Annotated in this window: 16 protein-coding genes; 15 read left to right on the top strand and 1 reads right to left on the bottom strand. The window is 62.9% G+C overall.

Going from position 1 to position 17471, the window contains the following annotated elements; translation table 11 throughout:
* Positions 1 to 203 precede the first annotated feature (203 nt).
* From ACFO5X_RS20010 to ACFO5X_RS19995, 4 genes are all read left to right on the top strand, one after another.
* On the top strand, positions 204 to 1241 hold the full coding sequence (locus tag ACFO5X_RS20010; protein ID WP_380720330.1) for a TRAP transporter substrate-binding protein: 1038 nt from the start codon (positions 204 to 206) through the stop codon (positions 1239 to 1241).
* A 21-nt stretch (positions 1242 to 1262) separates the two neighbouring features.
* Complete coding sequence (locus tag ACFO5X_RS20005) at positions 1263 to 1787, top strand: TRAP transporter small permease (RefSeq protein ID WP_380720328.1); 525 nt, start codon at positions 1263 to 1265, stop codon at positions 1785 to 1787.
* Between the two features lie 50 nt (positions 1788 to 1837).
* A complete protein-coding gene (locus ACFO5X_RS20000; protein WP_380720326.1) occupies positions 1838 to 3130 on the top strand; it encodes a TRAP transporter large permease in 1293 nt (430 codons plus the stop codon).
* Between the two features lie 64 nt (positions 3131 to 3194).
* The gene (locus ACFO5X_RS19995; RefSeq protein WP_380720323.1) at positions 3195 to 4022 is read left to right on the top strand and encodes an SDR family NAD(P)-dependent oxidoreductase; all 828 of its coding nucleotides are present in this window, start codon (positions 3195 to 3197) and stop codon (positions 4020 to 4022) included.
* A gap of 40 nt (positions 4023 to 4062) precedes the next feature.
* Here ACFO5X_RS19995 and ACFO5X_RS19990 read toward each other — a convergent pair whose 3' ends face one another.
* A complete protein-coding gene (locus tag ACFO5X_RS19990; protein WP_380720320.1) occupies positions 4063 to 5724 on the bottom strand; it encodes an FAD-dependent oxidoreductase in 1662 nt (553 codons plus the stop codon).
* A gap of 157 nt (positions 5725 to 5881) precedes the next feature.
* On the opposite strand from ACFO5X_RS19990, the gene ACFO5X_RS19985 reads away from it, so the two are divergent.
* The 11 genes from ACFO5X_RS19985 to ACFO5X_RS19935 all read left to right on the top strand — a co-directional run bounded on the left by ACFO5X_RS19985 (position 5882) and on the right by ACFO5X_RS19935 (position 17463).
* Complete coding sequence (locus ACFO5X_RS19985; protein WP_380720317.1) at positions 5882 to 7063, top strand: alpha/beta hydrolase; 1182 nt, start codon at positions 5882 to 5884, stop codon at positions 7061 to 7063.
* 128 nt (positions 7064 to 7191) lie between these two features.
* On the top strand, positions 7192 to 7836 hold the full coding sequence (locus tag ACFO5X_RS19980) for a VOC family protein (protein WP_380720315.1): 645 nt from the start codon (positions 7192 to 7194) through the stop codon (positions 7834 to 7836).
* Between the two features lie 150 nt (positions 7837 to 7986).
* Complete coding sequence (locus ACFO5X_RS19975; RefSeq protein WP_189681586.1) at positions 7987 to 9159, top strand: LLM class flavin-dependent oxidoreductase; 1173 nt, start codon at positions 7987 to 7989, stop codon at positions 9157 to 9159.
* Positions 9160 to 9197: 38 nt separating this feature from the next.
* On the top strand, positions 9198 to 9959 hold the full coding sequence (locus ACFO5X_RS19970) for a flavin reductase family protein (RefSeq protein WP_380720312.1): 762 nt from the start codon (positions 9198 to 9200) through the stop codon (positions 9957 to 9959).
* 97 nt (positions 9960 to 10056) lie between these two features.
* Positions 10057 to 11256: an acyl-CoA dehydrogenase family protein gene (locus ACFO5X_RS19965; protein ID WP_189681584.1), complete on the top strand. Its 1200-nt coding sequence runs from the start codon at positions 10057 to 10059 to the stop codon at positions 11254 to 11256.
* A 13-nt stretch (positions 11257 to 11269) separates the two neighbouring features.
* Positions 11270 to 12379, top strand: coding sequence for a CaiB/BaiF CoA transferase family protein (locus ACFO5X_RS19960; protein WP_380720308.1), 1110 nt, complete (start codon positions 11270 to 11272; stop codon positions 12377 to 12379).
* 15 nt (positions 12380 to 12394) lie between these two features.
* Positions 12395 to 13174 (top strand): enoyl-CoA hydratase/isomerase family protein, encoded by a 780-nt coding sequence (locus tag ACFO5X_RS19955; protein ID WP_380720305.1) that lies wholly within the window; start codon positions 12395 to 12397, stop codon positions 13172 to 13174.
* Positions 13175 to 13193: 19 nt separating this feature from the next.
* Positions 13194 to 14159, top strand: coding sequence for a hydroxymethylglutaryl-CoA lyase (locus ACFO5X_RS19950; protein ID WP_380720302.1), 966 nt, complete (start codon positions 13194 to 13196; stop codon positions 14157 to 14159).
* A complete protein-coding gene (locus ACFO5X_RS19945; protein WP_380720299.1) occupies positions 14156 to 15403 on the top strand; it encodes an acetyl-CoA hydrolase/transferase family protein in 1248 nt (415 codons plus the stop codon). Before ACFO5X_RS19950 ends, ACFO5X_RS19945 begins: the two co-directional genes overlap by 4 nt.
* Positions 15404 to 16258, top strand: coding sequence for an HpcH/HpaI aldolase/citrate lyase family protein (locus tag ACFO5X_RS19940; RefSeq protein ID WP_380720296.1), 855 nt, complete (start codon positions 15404 to 15406; stop codon positions 16256 to 16258).
* Entirely contained in the window at positions 16255 to 17463 is a 1209-nt protein-coding gene (locus tag ACFO5X_RS19935) for a CaiB/BaiF CoA transferase family protein (protein ID WP_380720293.1), read from the top strand. Before ACFO5X_RS19940 ends, ACFO5X_RS19935 begins: the two co-directional genes overlap by 4 nt.
* Positions 17464 to 17471 lie beyond the last annotated feature (8 nt).

The following is a 17471-nucleotide window of genomic DNA, read 5'->3' as shown; positions in this document are numbered from 1 at the left end:
CGTCGCCGCCCGAGGCGGCTCTCTGTACGAGACTATCTATCACAAATGCCCGGCCATGCACCTGCCCGCAGGGACAAACGACGCCCGTCACGACTGTCACACTGCAAGGGACAGACGATAACAGACGGGTGCTTCATCCCTGTGCCACCTCGGCGAACGAGAGCCGATCACAGGTAGTAGGTACCGACCAGAGGAGGGACGGAATGAAGATCACTCAATTCGCGGCGATTGGCGCCTTCATGACTGCGGTAGCGGGACCGGCGGCGGCCGAGAACGTCGTATGGAAATACTCGTCCTGGCTGCCGCCGCAACATCACGTGAACACAGAGGTCATGTATCCCTGGTTCGAACAGATCGAGAAGGTGACCGAAGGCCGGGTCAAGGTCGAGACGCTGCCAAAGATGGTTGGCTCTGCCGCTGGGCAGTTCGATGTCGTCCGTGACGGTCTGGCAGACGTTTCCTTTATCGTGACCGGCTACACGCCCGGCCGCTTTGTGATGTCCGAACTTGGCGAAATGTCCTGGGTCGGCAACGATCCAAGCGTCTTCGGCCCAATCTTCTGGGACATCTACAAGGAGTACATCGCCCCTCACGACGAATACCGCGGCGTCAAGGTCATGACCATGATCTCGAACGCGCCCGGCAACATCGTGACGACCCAGAAAGAGATCACTTCGATGGAGGACCTCAAGGGGATCAAGCTGCGCAGCACCGGACCCTATGCCACCTCGCTTCTTGAAGCGGTTGGCGCGGTGCCGATCCTCAAGTCCTCCAACGAGGCCTTCGAAATGATGAGCACCGGCGTCATTGACGGCAGCCTCAGCCAGCCAGAGACGGTCATCAACATGAACATGCTGGACATGACCAAATACTACACGCTGGTCCCTGGCGGCCTGTTCAGCGCAACGCTGGGTGTCGTCATGAACGAAGACAGCTGGTCCAGGATCTCGCCCGAGGATCAGGAAGCGATCTGGAAGGTATCGGACCGGGCACTCGCCCAGCTTCTGGCCGACGATTTTGCAACCGCCGGCAAGAAAGCGATGGAGCAGATGAAGGCGACCGATACTCTGACCATCCAGACCATCAGCGACGATTTCGTCGCCGAACTGAAAGAGGCCACGCGACCCCTTGAAGAAGAATGGGCCACCCGGGCCAAGGAAAAGGGTCTGGAGAACCCGCTGGAGGTTCTGGCCGAATTCCGGCGCCGCGTCGCCGAAGCCGAGTCCAAAGCGACCAACTGAGGCCACGAGGGAGGAACAGCAATGCTCAAGCGCATCGAGACAGCCATCTCCATCATCGCAGCGGTGCTGTTGTTCCTCCTGATGATCATCACCTTCATCGACGTCATCGGGCGGAACTTCTTCAATCGCCCGCTGAACGGCGCGGCCGAGCTGACCGAACTGATGCTCGCCTCGACAGTATTCCTCATGCTGCCGCTGATTGCGATCCGGCAGAAACATATCGTGGTCGACCTGCTGGACTTCGTCGGTAACCGGATCTTCAAGGCCGCGCAGACGGTGATCGGCGTGGCGGTTGGCGTGTTTCTGTTCGGCATGATGGCCTGGCGCCTGTTCATTCTGGCCGAAAGCACGGCACGGTATAACGACCTGACCCCCACGCTCAAAATTCCGATTGCTCCCCTGGTCTATGGCATGTCGCTCTTTTCGGGCCTCACCGCGATCGCCTTTGTCGGGCTAGCCGTCACGATGTTCAGGTCTGGCTCGAAACGCCCGGTCGGACAAGCCGACGCGCCCGGTGAACTGGCCGCCAGAAGTCCCAACACCTGACCGGCTGGCCCCGCCGTCCCGACCTTCCAGCATTACCGGAGAATACAGCCATGACAGTCGCTCTCGCCGGATTCGCCTCGGCCTTCTTCCTGATCTTCATGCGGGTTCCCATCGCCCTTGCCATGGGGCTGGTCGGATTTATCGGCTTTGGCTATCTCGTCGGATGGAACCCGGCGTCTTCCATGTTGGCCATGATATCGCGCGAAAGCACGATGACTTATTCGATGGTCGTGATTCCGCTGTTCATCCTGATGGGCAATCTCGTCGCCGGCACCGGTATCTCGCGCGAGCTCTATCGGGCCGCGCAGTGTTTCCTGGGCGCGCGCAAGGGCGGACTGGCGGTCGCGACGGTGGTGGCGAGCGGCGGCTTTGCTTCGATCTGCGGCTCTTCGGTCGCTACCGTCGTGACAATGGGCAAGGTGGCGATGCCATCGATGCGGCAATACGGGTATGACGATCGGCTGTCGACCGCCTCCATCGCGGCTGGCGCCACGCTCGGCATCCTGATCCCGCCAAGCGTCCTGCTGGTCATCTATGGCATCATCACCGAAACCCACATCGGCAAGCTCTACGCCGCGGGTCTCATTCCCGGCATCATCGGGATCCTGCTTTACATCGCCGCGGTGCGCTGGACCGTCTGGCGCAACCCGGACATCGCGCCGCCTTCCGAAAAGGTCGGCTGGTCCGAGAAAATCGCATCGCTGGGGCACATATGGGCCGCAGTGCTTCTGTTCATCCTGGTGATCGGCGGTATCTACTCCGGCTTCTTCACCAGCACCGAGGCCGCCGGCTTCGGCGCATTCGGCGCCATGGTCATCGCGCTCGGGCGCCGAAAACTGGGTCTGCGCCAGTTCTACGAGATCCTGATCGACACCGCCGAAACAACCGCGATCCTCTTCGCCCTCATCATCGGAGCCGGTCTGTTCACCGAATTCCTGAACTACTCGGGAGCACATGCCGCCCTGCTGGACTTCGTCGCCCAATCCGGGTTTTCGCCCGCGACGGTCATCTTCGTGATCTGTCTCATCTACATCGTCCTCGGGATGCTGATGGAATCGATCTCGATGGTGCTGCTGACAGTGCCGCTGTTCTTCCCCGTCGTGGTCGGACTTGGGTTCGATCCGGTCTGGTTCGGCATCCTTCTGGTCATCCTCTGCGAACTCGGCCTGATCACGCCTCCTATCGGCGTGAACCTTTTCGTGATGCGCAGCGTGACCCCCGACGTGCCGATCTCGAAGATCATCCACGGCATCATCCCCTTTATCGGAGTGGACCTGATCCGTGTCGCAGTCGTGGCCCTTTTCCCGGCAATCGCCCTCTTCCTGCCAAACCTGCTGTTCTGATGGAGCACCGCTTGCGCCTTTACCGGCGCTGGCGCGACGACCAGAACCAACCGGAGACGACTCTATGACCGAAGACCGCAATGCAGACGGCCTGCGACGCGACTGGATGAGGACCTCGACAATCGAGGACATGGTGGCACTGGTCGCTGGCGGTGGCAGCGGGATCGGCGAAGCAGTCGCACATGCCTTTGCCGCCAATGGCGCAAAGGTCGTTGTTGCGGACCTGCGGCCCGACATGGCGGAAAGCGTGGCGGCAGATATTCGGTCGCAGGGGGGAACGGCGATCGCGATCACGATGGACGTCTGCCGTCAGGCTGACATCGACGCCGCGCTGGCGAAGGTCGATTCCGATTGGGGCCGGCTGGACATGCTGGTCAACTGCGCCGGGGTCATCACGCCGCGACGGCTGGTCGATGCCGATCTGGCCAGCTGGCGCAAGTCCTTCGAGGTCAATGTGGAAGGCGCCCTGCAACTGGCGCGCAGCGCGCTGCCGATGCTGAAGAAAAGCCCGGCCGCCTCGGTCGTGAACGTCGCCTCGCTCGCTGGCGGCCGCGCCTATCCGAACGGCGGATCCTATGGCACCAGCAAGGCGGCCCTGATCCACCTGTCGCAGACGATGGGTGTGGAATGGGCCGAACATGGGGTGCGGGTGAATGTCATCAGCCCCGGCTCTGTCCTGACGCCACTGCTGCTGGCCAATATGTCAAAGGCGACACAGGCGGCCCGGGCCGAACGCATCCCGCTGCATCGCATGGGCGCCCCGCGCGAGGTCGCCGATCTTGCCGTCTTCCTGGCGTCGCCCATGGCATCCTACATCACCGCCCAGGAAATCTGCTGTGACGGCGGTCTTTCGCAGGCGCTGATGGTGCAGAAGTGGCAATCCGACAACTGATCGAAACTCCGGTCCCGGCGACCGGTCAAGCCGCGGTGGATCACTCCGCCGCGGCGATTTCGTTCCCTGCGATGTAGCCGAAGGTCAATCCCGGCCCGAGGCTCGATCCGCCGGCCGGATACATACCCTTGGTCATCGAATTCATGTCGAGTCCGACAGCATAAAGCCCGGCAATCGGCTTGCCCGCCTCATCCAGAACCCGCGTCCGACCATCGGTGACAAGCCCTGCAACCGAGCTGAGGTCGCCCGGATACAGCGTGATCGCATAGAATGGCCCTGTTTCCAGCGGCGCAAGGCTCGGGTTGGGCTTGACCGTCTGATCGCCGCGAAAACGCGAATGCGCGTCTGCTCCGCGACCGAAATCCTCATCCGCACCCTTGCGCGCGAAGCTGTTGAACCGTTCGACCGTGGCCTGCAGTCCTGCCGGATCGACGCCGATCTTGCGCGCCAGATCCTGAAGCGTCGCGCCTTCGGTCAGATATCCGTTCTTCAGCCATTTGCCGATCGGGTAGGGGAAGGGCCGCACCAGCCCCATCCCGTATTTCCGCAGGAAACGCCGGTCGCCGATCAGATACGACCGTGTCATGTTCCGCGCGTGCATCGTGGTCACGTAATGCTGGTAGGACAGCCCTTCGTTAACAAAGCGCTGACCAGCCTCGTCTACCGCAATCGACCCGGGCATGTAGCGGTCGATCATGATATGCGGAAAGCGTTTGACCGTTCCGTCCGCCTCGCGGTGCTCGGAAATCGGGATGAAGATGGCATTCGAGGGATTGTCGCGCGCCATGCGTCCGCCAACAGCTTCCCCCATGCGGGCGCCGTCCCCGACGTTCTCGGCAGGTTGGATCGAACGATGGTGCTCGGGATTGGGCATAAACTCCTTGCGCATCCCTTCACTCGCACCAAAGCCACCCGACGCCAGCACAACGGCCTTCCGCGCGGTGAGAACAGTTTCCTGGCCCTTATGGCGTGCCTTGACACCGGTGATGCGCCCCCCGGTCTTGAGAAGTTCCAGTGCCGGCGTCTCGTTCCACAGCATCACGCCTGCATCCAGCGCGGATTTGAGCAGCCGCGCGGCAAGTGCGTTGCCACTGACCAACCGGGTCGCTCGGCCATGGGTCGCCTTCTGGCGGGCATAACGGGCAACGGTCCGGGTGGTATAAGCAAAGCTGGCAGGGGTCTGGAACGCGGTCCGCAGCGGCGTGATGTCCGCGCCCGCCACCTGCATCCCGCCCAGCACAGTAAGCGTGTCGAGCGGACGGCGCAGAAGGTCGAGGTGTTTTCCCAGGCGCGTCCCGTCGTATTCCTTGGCCAGAACACCACGTGAATGATAGGCGCTCGGCTTGTCAGGTTCGTAGTCCGGCGTCGGAGTCACGACAAAATCCAGTTCGGTCGTATCCATCATGTGTTTCAGCATCCTCGGCCCGTTGTCGAGGAATGCATCGATCATTTCCGGGTCGTAATGGTTGCCGAGTACAGCGCGCAGATAGGTCTCGGCCTTCTCGCGGCTGTCGTCTAACCCGGCCTCGCGCATCAGATGGTTGTTCGGGATCCATCCAACCCCGCCGGAATAGGCGGTGGTTCCACCGAACACCGGGGCTTTCTCGATCACCAGAACCTTCAGCCCGTGCTGGGCCGCCACAATGGCTGTGGTCAGTCCGCTGACACCCGAACCGATCACAATAGCGTCGAAGTCTTTCACGCGTTTTCTCCCGGGGATTGATCTGCGCGAATACTAAAACACGCGCCCCGCGCCGGTGCCCCCGTGTGCAGGGACCGTCGATGTAACTTCCAGAGGGGACACACGCCAACCCGCGCGAAACTAAGGTTCTTCCAACTCCAAGGATGGGACTGTTTCGATGACCAAGGCGCCGTATCAACTGACTTTTCGCTGGCTGCACCTTCAGTACGCCGAGAACAGCCAGTTCGTCGAAACCTACGGGTTTGCAGGCAATCAGGGAAACGTGAACCTTGAAGGGATTCTGATCCTGCCCGAGGGCTGCCCCTCGGATACGCTCTGCGTCTTCATGCACCCGGCTTCGACGTTGCAACTGCTGCCGGTCCCCCGCGCTCTGGTCGCGCAGGGAATGCACGTGCTCTGCGCGGCGAGCCGTTATGCCAAGAACGACACGGCGCTGATCATGGAAAAGGTCCTGCTGGACCTCGGTGCCTACATCCGCCACGCGAAAGAGGAACTGGGATACCGGCATGTCGTCCTTGTGGGCTGGAGCGGCGGTGGATCGCTGACGCTGATGTACCAATCGCAGGCACAGAACCCGACCATCACCGAAACGCCTGCCGGCGACCCGGTCGATGTGAAAGGCGCCGGCCTTATCCCGGCGGATGCGCTTGTTTTCCAAGCGGCCCACATATCGCGGGCGCGGCTTCTGCGGGACAATATCGATCCTTCGGTTCTAGACGAATTCGATCCCGATAAACGCGATCCCGAACTGGATATCTACGATCCCTCGAATCCGAACAAGGCACCCTATTCTGCCGATTTCATCGCGGACTATCGCAGGGCGCAACGCCGGAGAATCGACAAGATACGCGCACAGGTCATGGAAACGCTGCTCGACCTGAAATCGCGTGGCACCGGCGAATTGGAGCGGCCTTTCCTGACCCACCGAACATTTGCAGACCCGCGCTTTGTGGATCCCTCACTGGATCCGAATGACCGCAGGCCGAATTGGAGCTATATCGGCGATCCCGAGACCGCGAATTCGGGCCCGGTCGCGCTTGGGCGTTTCTCGACTCTGCGGTCCTGGCTGTCGCAATGGTCCATCGAGGACAGCAAGGCCGACGGCGTGGACAACGCGGCGCATATCACGGTGCCCTTCCTTGCCATAGAAAACAGCGCGGACGACGCCGTGCCCACCTATCACACGCCGGCAATCCACGCGGCCACCGCGAGTAAGGACAAGACCCATCATCTGATCAAGGGCGGCACCCATTACTACGCCGGCCAGCCGGATCATCTGACGGAAGCAGTCGAAACACAGCTTGGCTGGCTTCGCGAACGCGGGCTTTTCCAGAGATGATTATCGAACACGCTCAAAGCACGTGGAACTGGCGTCCCATAGGGGGGGACACGCCAGCCAACGCGCAGATGCTAATTTCGAAACAGAAGCAGACCGCCTTTCGGTCTTGATGAATTGAGGTAAATGCCATGGCAAATGTGGACGTTAAAAAGGCACCGCACGCGACCGCGCGGCCCCGCAATCCCGGCCTGACGCCGATGATGCTCAATCATGCGGCCTGGGTCACGCATGACGTCGAAGCAACTCACGACTTCTACACCCGCATTATGGGAATGGAACTTGCGAGCACTGTCATCGACGACGCCGTGCCCTCGACCGGCGACGCATTTCCCTATTTCCACCTCTTCTTCAAGATGAAGGATGGCTCGACGTTCGCCTTCTTCGAGGCACCCGGGCTGCCCGCGCCGGCAAAGTCTACTCACCCCGCCTATGACGTCTTTACGCATATCGCGCTCGAGGTCGACAGCACCGAGAAGGTGCTGGAATGGTACGAATGGCTCAAGTCCAACGACATCGACATCGTCGGGCCGACCGATCACGGCATCATCCTGTCGATCTACTTCTTCGACCCCAACGGCGTCCGGCTGGAAATTACCACGCCACTGGACAAGGACTGGAACAATCATACCGAAACCGCAGCCGATGATTTCCGGGCCTGGACCGATGCCAAGCGCAAGGCGAAGGAACAGGGTGACGACGTAGTCCAGGCGATGATCGACCTCGCACGCAAGCGCCGCGCGGAACGCAACGCCGCCAAATCCGCCGGTCACTGAACACAGCATGTCATGGCTCGACCGAGGGGTTGGGCCATGAAATCCCCTATAGAAGTACTATTGACCATCCCTTAGATTTATTTTAGCGGTCATCGTGTCGCGAACACAGTAATGGCGGCGTCCGGACCAGCGTCCTGAAGGAGGAAATGAATGTCGGATATACAGCTTCGTCACGGTATCTTCCTGGCGCCATATCACCCTATCGGCGAAAGCCCCTCGACGTTGCTGCGGCGCGACATTGACTACTGCAAGCTGTGGGAAGACCTCGGCTTTGACGAAGTCTGGATCGGCGAACACCACTCGGGCGGCATGGAAATCATCAGTTCCCCCGAACTGTTTATCTCGGCCGCCGCCGAAGCGACCAAACGCATCCGCTTCGGCACGGGCGTCATCTCGCTGCCCTACCACAACCCTCTGATGGTCGCGAACCGTATCGCGCAGCTCGACCATCAGACGCGCGGCCGCGTCAGCTTCGGCTTCGGGCCGGGGCTGCTGGTCGGCGACGCGCACATGCAGGCGATCGAACCCAAGACCACCCGCAACCGTATGCTCGAGGCGCTGGATGTCATCATCCGTCTGCTGAAGGGCGAGGAAGTCACCGAAGAGACGGAATGGTACAAACTCCAGAACGCGCGCGCCCATCTGCTACCCTACTCCCGGCCCCTACCGGAAATCGCGGTTGCCAGCGCCGGCACCCCGTCGGGCGGGCATGCCGCCGGAAAGTTCGGGGCCTCGATGCTCTGCGTGGCCGCTTCCGATAGCGGCGGGTTCAACGTGCTGGACACGAACTGGAAGATCGCCTGCGAAACGGCCCAGGAATACGGCAACACGATGGACCGCAACAACCTGCGCCTCGTCGCCCCGATCCACATCGCGGAAACCCGCGAGCAGGCGTTGAAGAACGTAGAATGGGGTCTGGACGAATGGGGCGACTATTATCAGCTCGTCTCGCCGAACCCCTTCGGAGCGAGGGGCAAGGAATTGACAAAAGCTTTGATCGACAGCAAGCGCGCGGTCATCGGCACCCCTGACGACGCTATCGAGATGATCGAGCGGATGCAGGGCAAGCAGGGCGAATTCGGTGTTTTCCTGGCACAGCATGTCGATTGGGCCGACCCCGCGGCGACCCGCAAATCCTACGAGCTCTACGCACGTTATGTCATGCCGCATTTCGCAAAGACCAACCGGAACCGGGTTGCGACGCAGGATTGGATGATCGCCCAGAATACGGACTTCCAAGCCCGCCGAAAGACGGCGTCCGATGCGGCCTTTGCGCAGCACGAGGCAGGAAAGGCCGCGGCGCAGCGCAAGGCTGGCGAATAGGGAGGCCGGACATGGAAGTTCGGGTCAGGGGAGACCGAATGACGCTGGACCTCGCCGAGGATTTTTCCCGGTTCAAGGTCGTCATGTGCGACCGGACGGCCACCAGCTTCGCCGCCCACCAGCTGTCGCTCGAACCAGCGCTGACCCTCGCCGACAAGGACACCGCCTGGGTGTCCTTGTCATGGCTGCGCACGACCGGGCCTGCCGACACCAAATGGCAGACCCGTCTCGATCAAATGGTCGCCAAGGCCGCACCGCATGGCTGGATCAGTGCCGATGGCTCGGCCGTCAAGGCCCATCTCGAATGGGCCGAGGTCGCGCCCCAGGTCAGCGACAGCTTCCGCCTTGCCATGCGCCGCCTGGCTGCCACCCCCTGTCTCATCACCACGATGAGCGATGGCCGGCGCCATGGCATGGCGGCAACCTCGGTTACCTCGCTCAGCTTCGATCCACCATCGATCCTGGTCTGCGTCAACGCCCAGGCCAGCATCCACGACCCTCTGCGAGCCGAGGGCCGCTTCTGCGCCAACCTCATGGGAGGCAATCACGACGCGCTGCTCGGCGCGTTCAGCGGAGAGTTGAAAGGCGAGGCGCGCTTCAGCCTCGGCGACTGGCAGGTCCAGGCGGGTCTGCCCTATCTCCCGGATGCGCAGGCCAACATCTTCTGCAGCGTCGCCGAAAAGTGCCGCTATGGAACTCATTCCATTTTCGTGGGGCAGGTCGAATCCGTGCGCACCGACGGCGAGCTCGATCCCATGGTCTACCTCGACGGGCGCAAGGGAAGGTTCGCAGCCGTCTGAGGCCTGCATCCCCTGAAACACCCGCAAAGGAAACAGGTTCATCCGGCCACCGACATCCGCACGGTGCCGCTGGGTTTCGAATTAGGAGAGCGAACCAATGACTGCCAACCTCTTGTCCGAAGCCCTTCCGCCTGGTGTTGAAGCCAATGAAGACCGCGCGGGCATTCACCGCGCCATCAAGAAGCTCTGCGATGGCTTCGATGACGAATACTGGCGTGAAAAGGAAAAAACGCACAGCTTCCCGCATGAATTCCACAAGGCTCTGGCCGAACAGGGCTGGCTGGGTCTGACCATGCCCGAACAATACGGAGGCGCCGGCCTTGGCGTGACCGAAGCGGCGATCATGATGCAGACCGTGGCCAATTCCGCCGGCGCGATCTCGGCCTGCTCGACCTTCCATATCAACCTCTTCGGACCGCATCCCGTGCTGCTGTACGGCACCGAGGAACAAAAGTCCCGGATCGTGCCGCCCCTTGTGCGGGGCGAGGACAAGGTGGCCTTCGGCGTGACCGAACCGGACGCCGGTCTCGATACCACCGCGATTACCACACGCGCGGTGCGGCAGGGCGACAACTACATCGTCAACGGCCGCAAGGTCTGGACGACGACGGCACAGCAGGCGACGAAGATCTTTCTGCTGACCCGAACCACGCCGAAGGAAGACTGTGCAAAGCGCACTGACGGCTTGACGCTGTTCTACACCGATTTCAACCGCGACCGGATCGAGGTCCGCGAGATCGACAAGATGGGACGGAACGCCGTCAACTCGAACGCGATCTTCATCGACAACCTCGTCATCCCCGAGGAAGACCGCATCGGGGAAGAAGGCAAGGGCTTCCGCATGCTGCTGGACAGCCTCAACCCCGAACGGGTTCTGATCGCGGCGGAATGTGTCGGGCTTGGTCGACGGTCACTGGCCCACGGGGTCCAGTATGCCAACGACCGCGTCGTTTTCGGCCGGCCGATCGGCAAGAACCAGGCGATTCAACATCCGCTGGCCCAAAGCTGGATGTCGCTCGAAGCGGCCGATCTCATGGTCTGGCTGGCGGCGAAACTCTATGACAGCGGCCAGCCTTGCGGCGCTCAGGCAAATGCAGCGAAATACCTTGCCGCGGATGCCGCCTTTGCCACCTGCGATCAGGTGGTCCGCACGCACGGCGGCTTCGGATACGCCAAGGAATACAACGTCGAGCGCTATCTGCGCGAAATCATGCTGCCCCGGATCGCCCCGGTCAGCCGCGAGATGATCATGAACTACGTGTCCGAGCACGTGCTCGGTCTGCCCCGGTCCTACTGAGCCTGTCTAAACGATGCAGACAGGAGCCGACATACCGCACGACCGGCCCCTTGCGGGCCTGCGCATCCTCGAGATGGCCGCGCTTGGCCCGTTGCCGCTGGCCGGAACGCTGCTGGCCGGGTTCGGCGCGGATGTCGTCCGCATCCAGAAAGAACCGGATGACGATGTCGCGGTGCGGTCGCGGCGCGTTGTCCGACTAGATCTGAAATCGCCGGAGGGGCGCGCCGCCTGTCTCGACCTCGTGTCCGGCGCCAACGCGCTGCTCGAAGGATTCCGGCCCGGCACGATGGAGCGGCTCGGGCTGGGACCGGCCGACTGCCACGCCCGTGCGCCTGCGCTTGTCTATTGCCGGATGACCGGCTGGGGTCAGGACGGACCACTGGCCCGTGAGGCGGGGCATGACATAAACTACATCGCCTTGTCCGGTGTGTTGGGCCGCATCACCCGCCCCGACGAACGCCCGGCGGTCCCGCTCAATCTGATCGGGGACTATGGTGGCGGCACGATGACCATGCTGTTCGGACTGATGACCGCGCTCTGGCGCGCGCGGGCGACAGGGCAGGGCGACGTGATCGACGCCGCCATGATCGACGGTGCCGCCATCATGATGAGCAAGCAGTTCGCCTTGCACGGACAGGATCAGCTAGGCCCGCCGGGCACCAACCTGCTCGATGGCGGTGCGTTCTTCTACGACACCTACGTCTGCGCTGACGGTCGCCACGTCGCGGTCGGGGCGATCGAGCCCAAATTCTATAAAGCTCTGCTGGCGGTGCTCGACCTGACGGAAGGAGATCTGCCGCAACAGTCTGACCAGGCCCGCTGGCCGGAAGGACGCCGCATCTTCGCTGAAACGTTCCTGACACGCACGCGGGACGACTGGGTCGCGCGCGCCCGTGACAAGGACGCCTGCCTGACCCCGGTGCTCGACCTCGACGAAGCGGTCGCACACCCCCATGCCAGGGCCCGCAGCAGCTTTAGCCGCGCAGAGGGCGGCGCCTGGATCCCCGCGCTGGCTCCGCGCCTTGCCTCGATGGATGGCAGGTCTCTGCGAGAGGACAGGAATAGCGAAATCCCGGTTGCGGAGACCATTGCAGACTGGCGCGCGCAGCGCCGGCGCCACTGAAAAGAAAGGTTCGAAATGAGTTATACCGATCTGCTGATCGAACGGCAGGACCACGTCCTGAAGCTGACGATCAACCGCGAAGAACGCCGCAACGCCTTGAACGAAGAGATCATGATCGCGATGCGCATGGCGTTGGAGGAGAATATCCCCAATCGCGAAATCCGTGTCGTTCTGGTAACCGCAGTGGGCGACAAGGCGTTCTGCGCCGGCGGCGATCTGAAGCCCGGCGCCGATACCTTCGGATTCGATCCCTCAGAACCGCGCACCGCCTTCGCCGGGCTGCTGCGGGTCGCCAAATCCTGCGATGTGCCAATCGTGGCGCGGGTGAATGGCCACTGTCTGGCGGGCGGTATGGGTCTGCTGGCGATGTGCGACATGGCCGTGGCGACCGAGAAGGCTCTGTTCGGACTGCCAGAGGTCAAGATCGGGATGTTCCCGGCCCAGGTGGCAGCCCTGCTGGAACGACTGATTCCGCCGCGCAAGTTCGACGAGATGACCTATACGGGCGAGCCGATCACCGCACAGGAGGCCTGCGACATCGGGCTGATCAACTATGTCGTCCCCGCCGGCGAGCTGGACGAAAAAACCAATTGGCTGCTCGGCCGGATCGTCGACAAGTCGCCGACAGCGATCCGGCGCGGCAAATACGCTTTGCGCGCCACACGCGACATGTCGATGGATCAGGCTCTGACCTTCATGGAATCGCAAATCGGCATGTTCGGCATGACCCAGGACGCAAAAGAAGGCCTCGCGGCGTTCAACGAAAAGCGCAAGCCGGTCTGGCCGGGCAAGTGACACCAGGGGAGCCAAGACAATGACGGATCTGCCGGAACGGGTTGAAATTATCGAGGAAGGCCCGCGCGAAGGCTTTCAAAGCGAACCGCCCGGCATTGCGACCCGCGACAAGATCCGCCTGATCGAGGCGCTCGCCGAAACGGGCCTGCGCCACATCACCTGCGCGTCCTTCGTCAGTCCGAAACTGCTGCCCCAGATGGCGGATGCCGAACAGATCGCCGAGGGGCTCCATCAGAAGCAAGATGTCGAATACGGCGCGCTATGGTTGAATGATAGCGGCTTCCGGCGGGCGCAGGCAACCGGCCTCTCCCTGCGTCCAGTCCTGTTCGCCAGCGCATCCGACACCTTCCTGCTGAAGAACAACAACCGGACGCCCGATCGGTCCCTGACCGAACAGATGGCGATGCGCGGGCTTTATGACGAGGCCGGACTGGGCCGCAGCCCGCTCTACATCTTCACTGCCTTCGGCTGCAATTACGAAGGCTCGGTGCCGGTCGACAAGGTTCTGGCAGCCATCGAGCGCCTGATTTCGGGCCTTGCCGATCTGGGGCAGAAACCGTCCGAAATCTGCCTCTGCGACACAATCGGCGCCGCAAACCCCACCCTTGTGCGCCGCGTCATCGGCGCGGTGCGAGACCGGTGGCCGGACCTGCCGATCGCGCTTCACCTGCACGACACTCGCGGCCTCGGCCTCGCCAATGCGGCCGCCGGGCTAGATCTTGGCGTATCCCGCTTCGACAGCTCCATCGGCGGTCTCGGCGGCTGCCCCTTCGCGGGAAACCGCGCGGCGGCGGGCAATATCGCGACCGAGGAACTGGTGTTTCTTTGCGAAGAGATGGGCGTCGACACCGGCGTCGATCTCGAACAGACCATCGCCGTCGCCACGCTGGCGGAACAGATTGTCGGCCATCCGCTGCCCGGACGCATCATGAAGGCCGGATCGCTCAAGCCGTTCCGCGCGCGCGCAGCCGAGGTGGCGCAATGACCGGCTCGAAGTGGCGCACCACAGAGGATGCCGTCGCGGTGGTGAAATCCGGCATGACGGTCGGTCTGGGCTGCATCGGCGCCGAGCCGACCGACCTGACAACCGCACTCTGGGCACGGGGCGGTGAGCTTCGCGATGTGACGATCCTCACCGGCATGCTGCTGACGGGATACGATTTCCTGACCGGCCCAAATGCCGGCGCGTTCCGCCTAAGGACATGGTTCATGCCGGGCACACTTCTCAGCGGTTCGGCGCGCGACCTGCGGGCGGACTATCTGCCGCTGAATTGGACCCAGACCGCCCGGATGCTGGCCGCCGCGCATATCGACGTCGCCTTTGTCCAAGTCTCGGAAGCGGATGCGCAGGGCTATCACAGCCTCGGGATCCACGTCGGCCAGCAAGTGCCAATGCTGCGCAGCGCAAAGCTTGTCGTGGCCGAGGTCAATCCCAGGATGCCGCGCACCTTCGGCAGCGCGCTGGTGCATGAGTCCGAACTTGATATCCTCGTTCGGGCAGATCATCCCCTGATCCCCTTTCCCCACCGCGACGGCGATGACATTGACAGGCAGGTCGCCCTGAACGCCGCCAAACACGTCCCTGACGGGGCGACCCTGCAATTCGGCATCGGCGGGATCCCCAGCGCGATGCTGGCCGAGCTGCAGACCCTGAACCGCAAGAACCTCACCATCTACTCGCAGCTCTCCGATCCCGGCATCGGCCTGATCGAAAGCGGCGCCTGCCGCCAGGATGGGCCATCCTGCATCATCGGCGAAATCCTCGGCACGGAAGACCTCTATCGCTGGGCCGATGGGCGAAAAGACCTTCGGATGGCAAGCGCCTTCGAGACGCACACGCCCAATGCCCTTGCCAAGGTCGAGAACTTCGTCTCGGTGAACTCGGTTCTCGAAATCGACCTCTACGGCCAGACGAACGCCGAGACCCTCGGGGGGCGACAGGTCGGCTCGACGGGCGGCAGTTCGGATTTCGCCATCGGCGCGATGTTCGACGGCAACCTGTCGGTCATCGCCCTGCGCGCGACCACCAAGAAGGGCGCCAGTCGCATCGTGAAACAGCTGCCTCCCGGACCAGTTACGGCACAGCGCACCCTCGTTCAGGTCGTCGTCAGCGAATTTGGCTCGGCCGATCTGCGCGGCAAGACGATGCGTGAACGGGCCGAAGCGCTGGCGGCAATCGCCCACCCCGATCACCGTGAGGATCTGATGCGCGCCGCGGCGGATTTCTGAATGGACCGCATGATGATACCCCTTTACGGACCCTCCATCCTGTTCTGTCCCGGCGATAGGCCCGAGCGGTTTGCCAAGGCCGCCGCAGCTGCCGATACCGCCGTGCTGGATTTGGAGGACGGGGTCATGCCCGCTTCCAAGGACGCGGCCCGTGATGCTGTCTGCGCCCATATCGCGGGCGGGGACAGGCATGTCATTGTCCGCATCAACGACCCCGCGACCGAGCGTGGCCAGGCCGACCTGAAGGCCCTCGCCGAAGCCGGAGCGCGCTCGATCCTGATGGCCAAGACCGAGACGACCAGCCAGATCGAGCAGGTCGTCGCTGCCATGGGCAAATCGGTCAGCCTGACGATCACCGTGGAATCCGCCGCCGGCCTTCAGGCGCTGCCGCAACTCCTGCGCCATGACGCGGTCAGCGCGGTTTCCTGGGGTCCCTACGACCTTGCCGCCGACCTGGGCATGCGCGCTGTGCGAGATGCATCTGGCGCGCTGCTGCCGATCCTGACACAGGCCCGCAACCAGATCCTTCTGGCGGCCGGCGCGGCGCGCGTGCCGGTCTACGACACTGTCACCGCCGAGCTCTCGGACGGCGGCCAGATACTGGAGCGTGACGCGAACGAGGCCGCGCTGCTCGGCTGCGTCGGCAAATACATGATCCACCCGTCGCAAACGGAAATCGTGCGGAACGCCTTTCGGCCGACCGAGCAAGAGCTGGACCGCAGCCGCCGGATGCTGGAAGCTATCACCGACCGCGGAGCCTTCCTCTTCGAAGGCGACATGACAGACGAGCCGATGCTGCGGCGGGCGCGCCGGATCGTCGAGACCGCAGACCGTATCGGGACCAGATCGCCATGAGCACCGACAACACCGCCCCCGCGCTGCCCTGCCAGGGTATCCGCGTGCTGGATCTCAGCCGCGTTCTGGCTGGCCCATTCGCTGGCGCCATCCTCGCCGACCTGGGCGCCGATGTCATTCATGTAGAGCACCCCGATCAAATGGACGAAACCCGCCGTTGGCCCCCGGTCGTCGGCGATTTCACCGGAGCCAACGCCGCGCTCAATCATTCCAAGCGGAGTATCGCCCTCGATGTCGGCAAACCCGCCGGCCGCGATCTGCTGCTGCGCATGATCGCCGAATCCGATGTCCTGATCGAGAATTTCCGCCATGGAGGCATGGATCGTCTCGCACTCGGCCGCGAAACGCTCAAGACCGCGAATTCCCGGCTGATCCACTGTTCGGTGCGGGCCCATCCCACGAAGACGCGGAATGAACGCCTGCCCGGATACGAGGCGACAATGCAGGCCTATTCCGGCGTCATGAGCCTGACGGGCGAAGCCGACGGCGATCCGGTGCGCTGCGGGCCAAGTGTGCTGGACCTGTCGACCGGCATGGCCTCGGTTGTGGGCATCCTCGCGGCGCTACGGCATCGCGATGCGACGGGGCAGGGCTCTTATGTCGAACCTTCGCTTCTGCGTTCGGCGCTCAACCTGATGAATTTCCAGATCGCCTCGTACAGCCTCGGCGGTGCCGTCCCGCAGCGCTATGGCAGCGGCCATCTCTCGCTCGTCCCCTATGGCACGTTCCACACCAAAACTGGTCCGATCCTGCTGGCTGCCAGCAACGACCGACTTTATGCGCGCCTCTGGTCTGTCCTGGATCGTGGACGGGGCGAAGCCTGCCCCTGGCCCACCCTGGCCGAACGCGTTCAGAACCGCGACCTCATGAATGCCCGCCTTTCGGTCCTGACAGCCGAGTGGGACCGCGATGCGCTGCGCGAAGCACTCGAAGCCGAAGGCGTCCCGTCAGCACCGGTTCAGACGCTGCCCGAAGTTCTGGAAGACACGTCACTGGTCACCGCCGGCGCGCTGACTCGCATGCAGCTTCCCGGCGGCGCGACGCTGACCATTCCGGGGCCGCTGTTCGGTGGCGATGTTCCGATGAAGACACGCACCGTCGCGCCCCGTCTGGGCGAAAACGGTCCCGACATCCTGAGCGAGTTCGGCCTGACCGCGGAAGAAGTCGCCGACTATGCCGCTGCCGGCGCACTGCCGAAAGTCTGAAAGTCCCC

Origin of the sequence: Seohaeicola nanhaiensis (genome assembly GCF_042654245.1) — a bacterium.
GTDB classification, from domain to species: Bacteria; Pseudomonadota; Alphaproteobacteria; order Rhodobacterales; family Rhodobacteraceae; genus Seohaeicola_A; species Seohaeicola_A nanhaiensis.
This window is presented reverse-complemented; position numbering and strand designations above follow the sequence as displayed.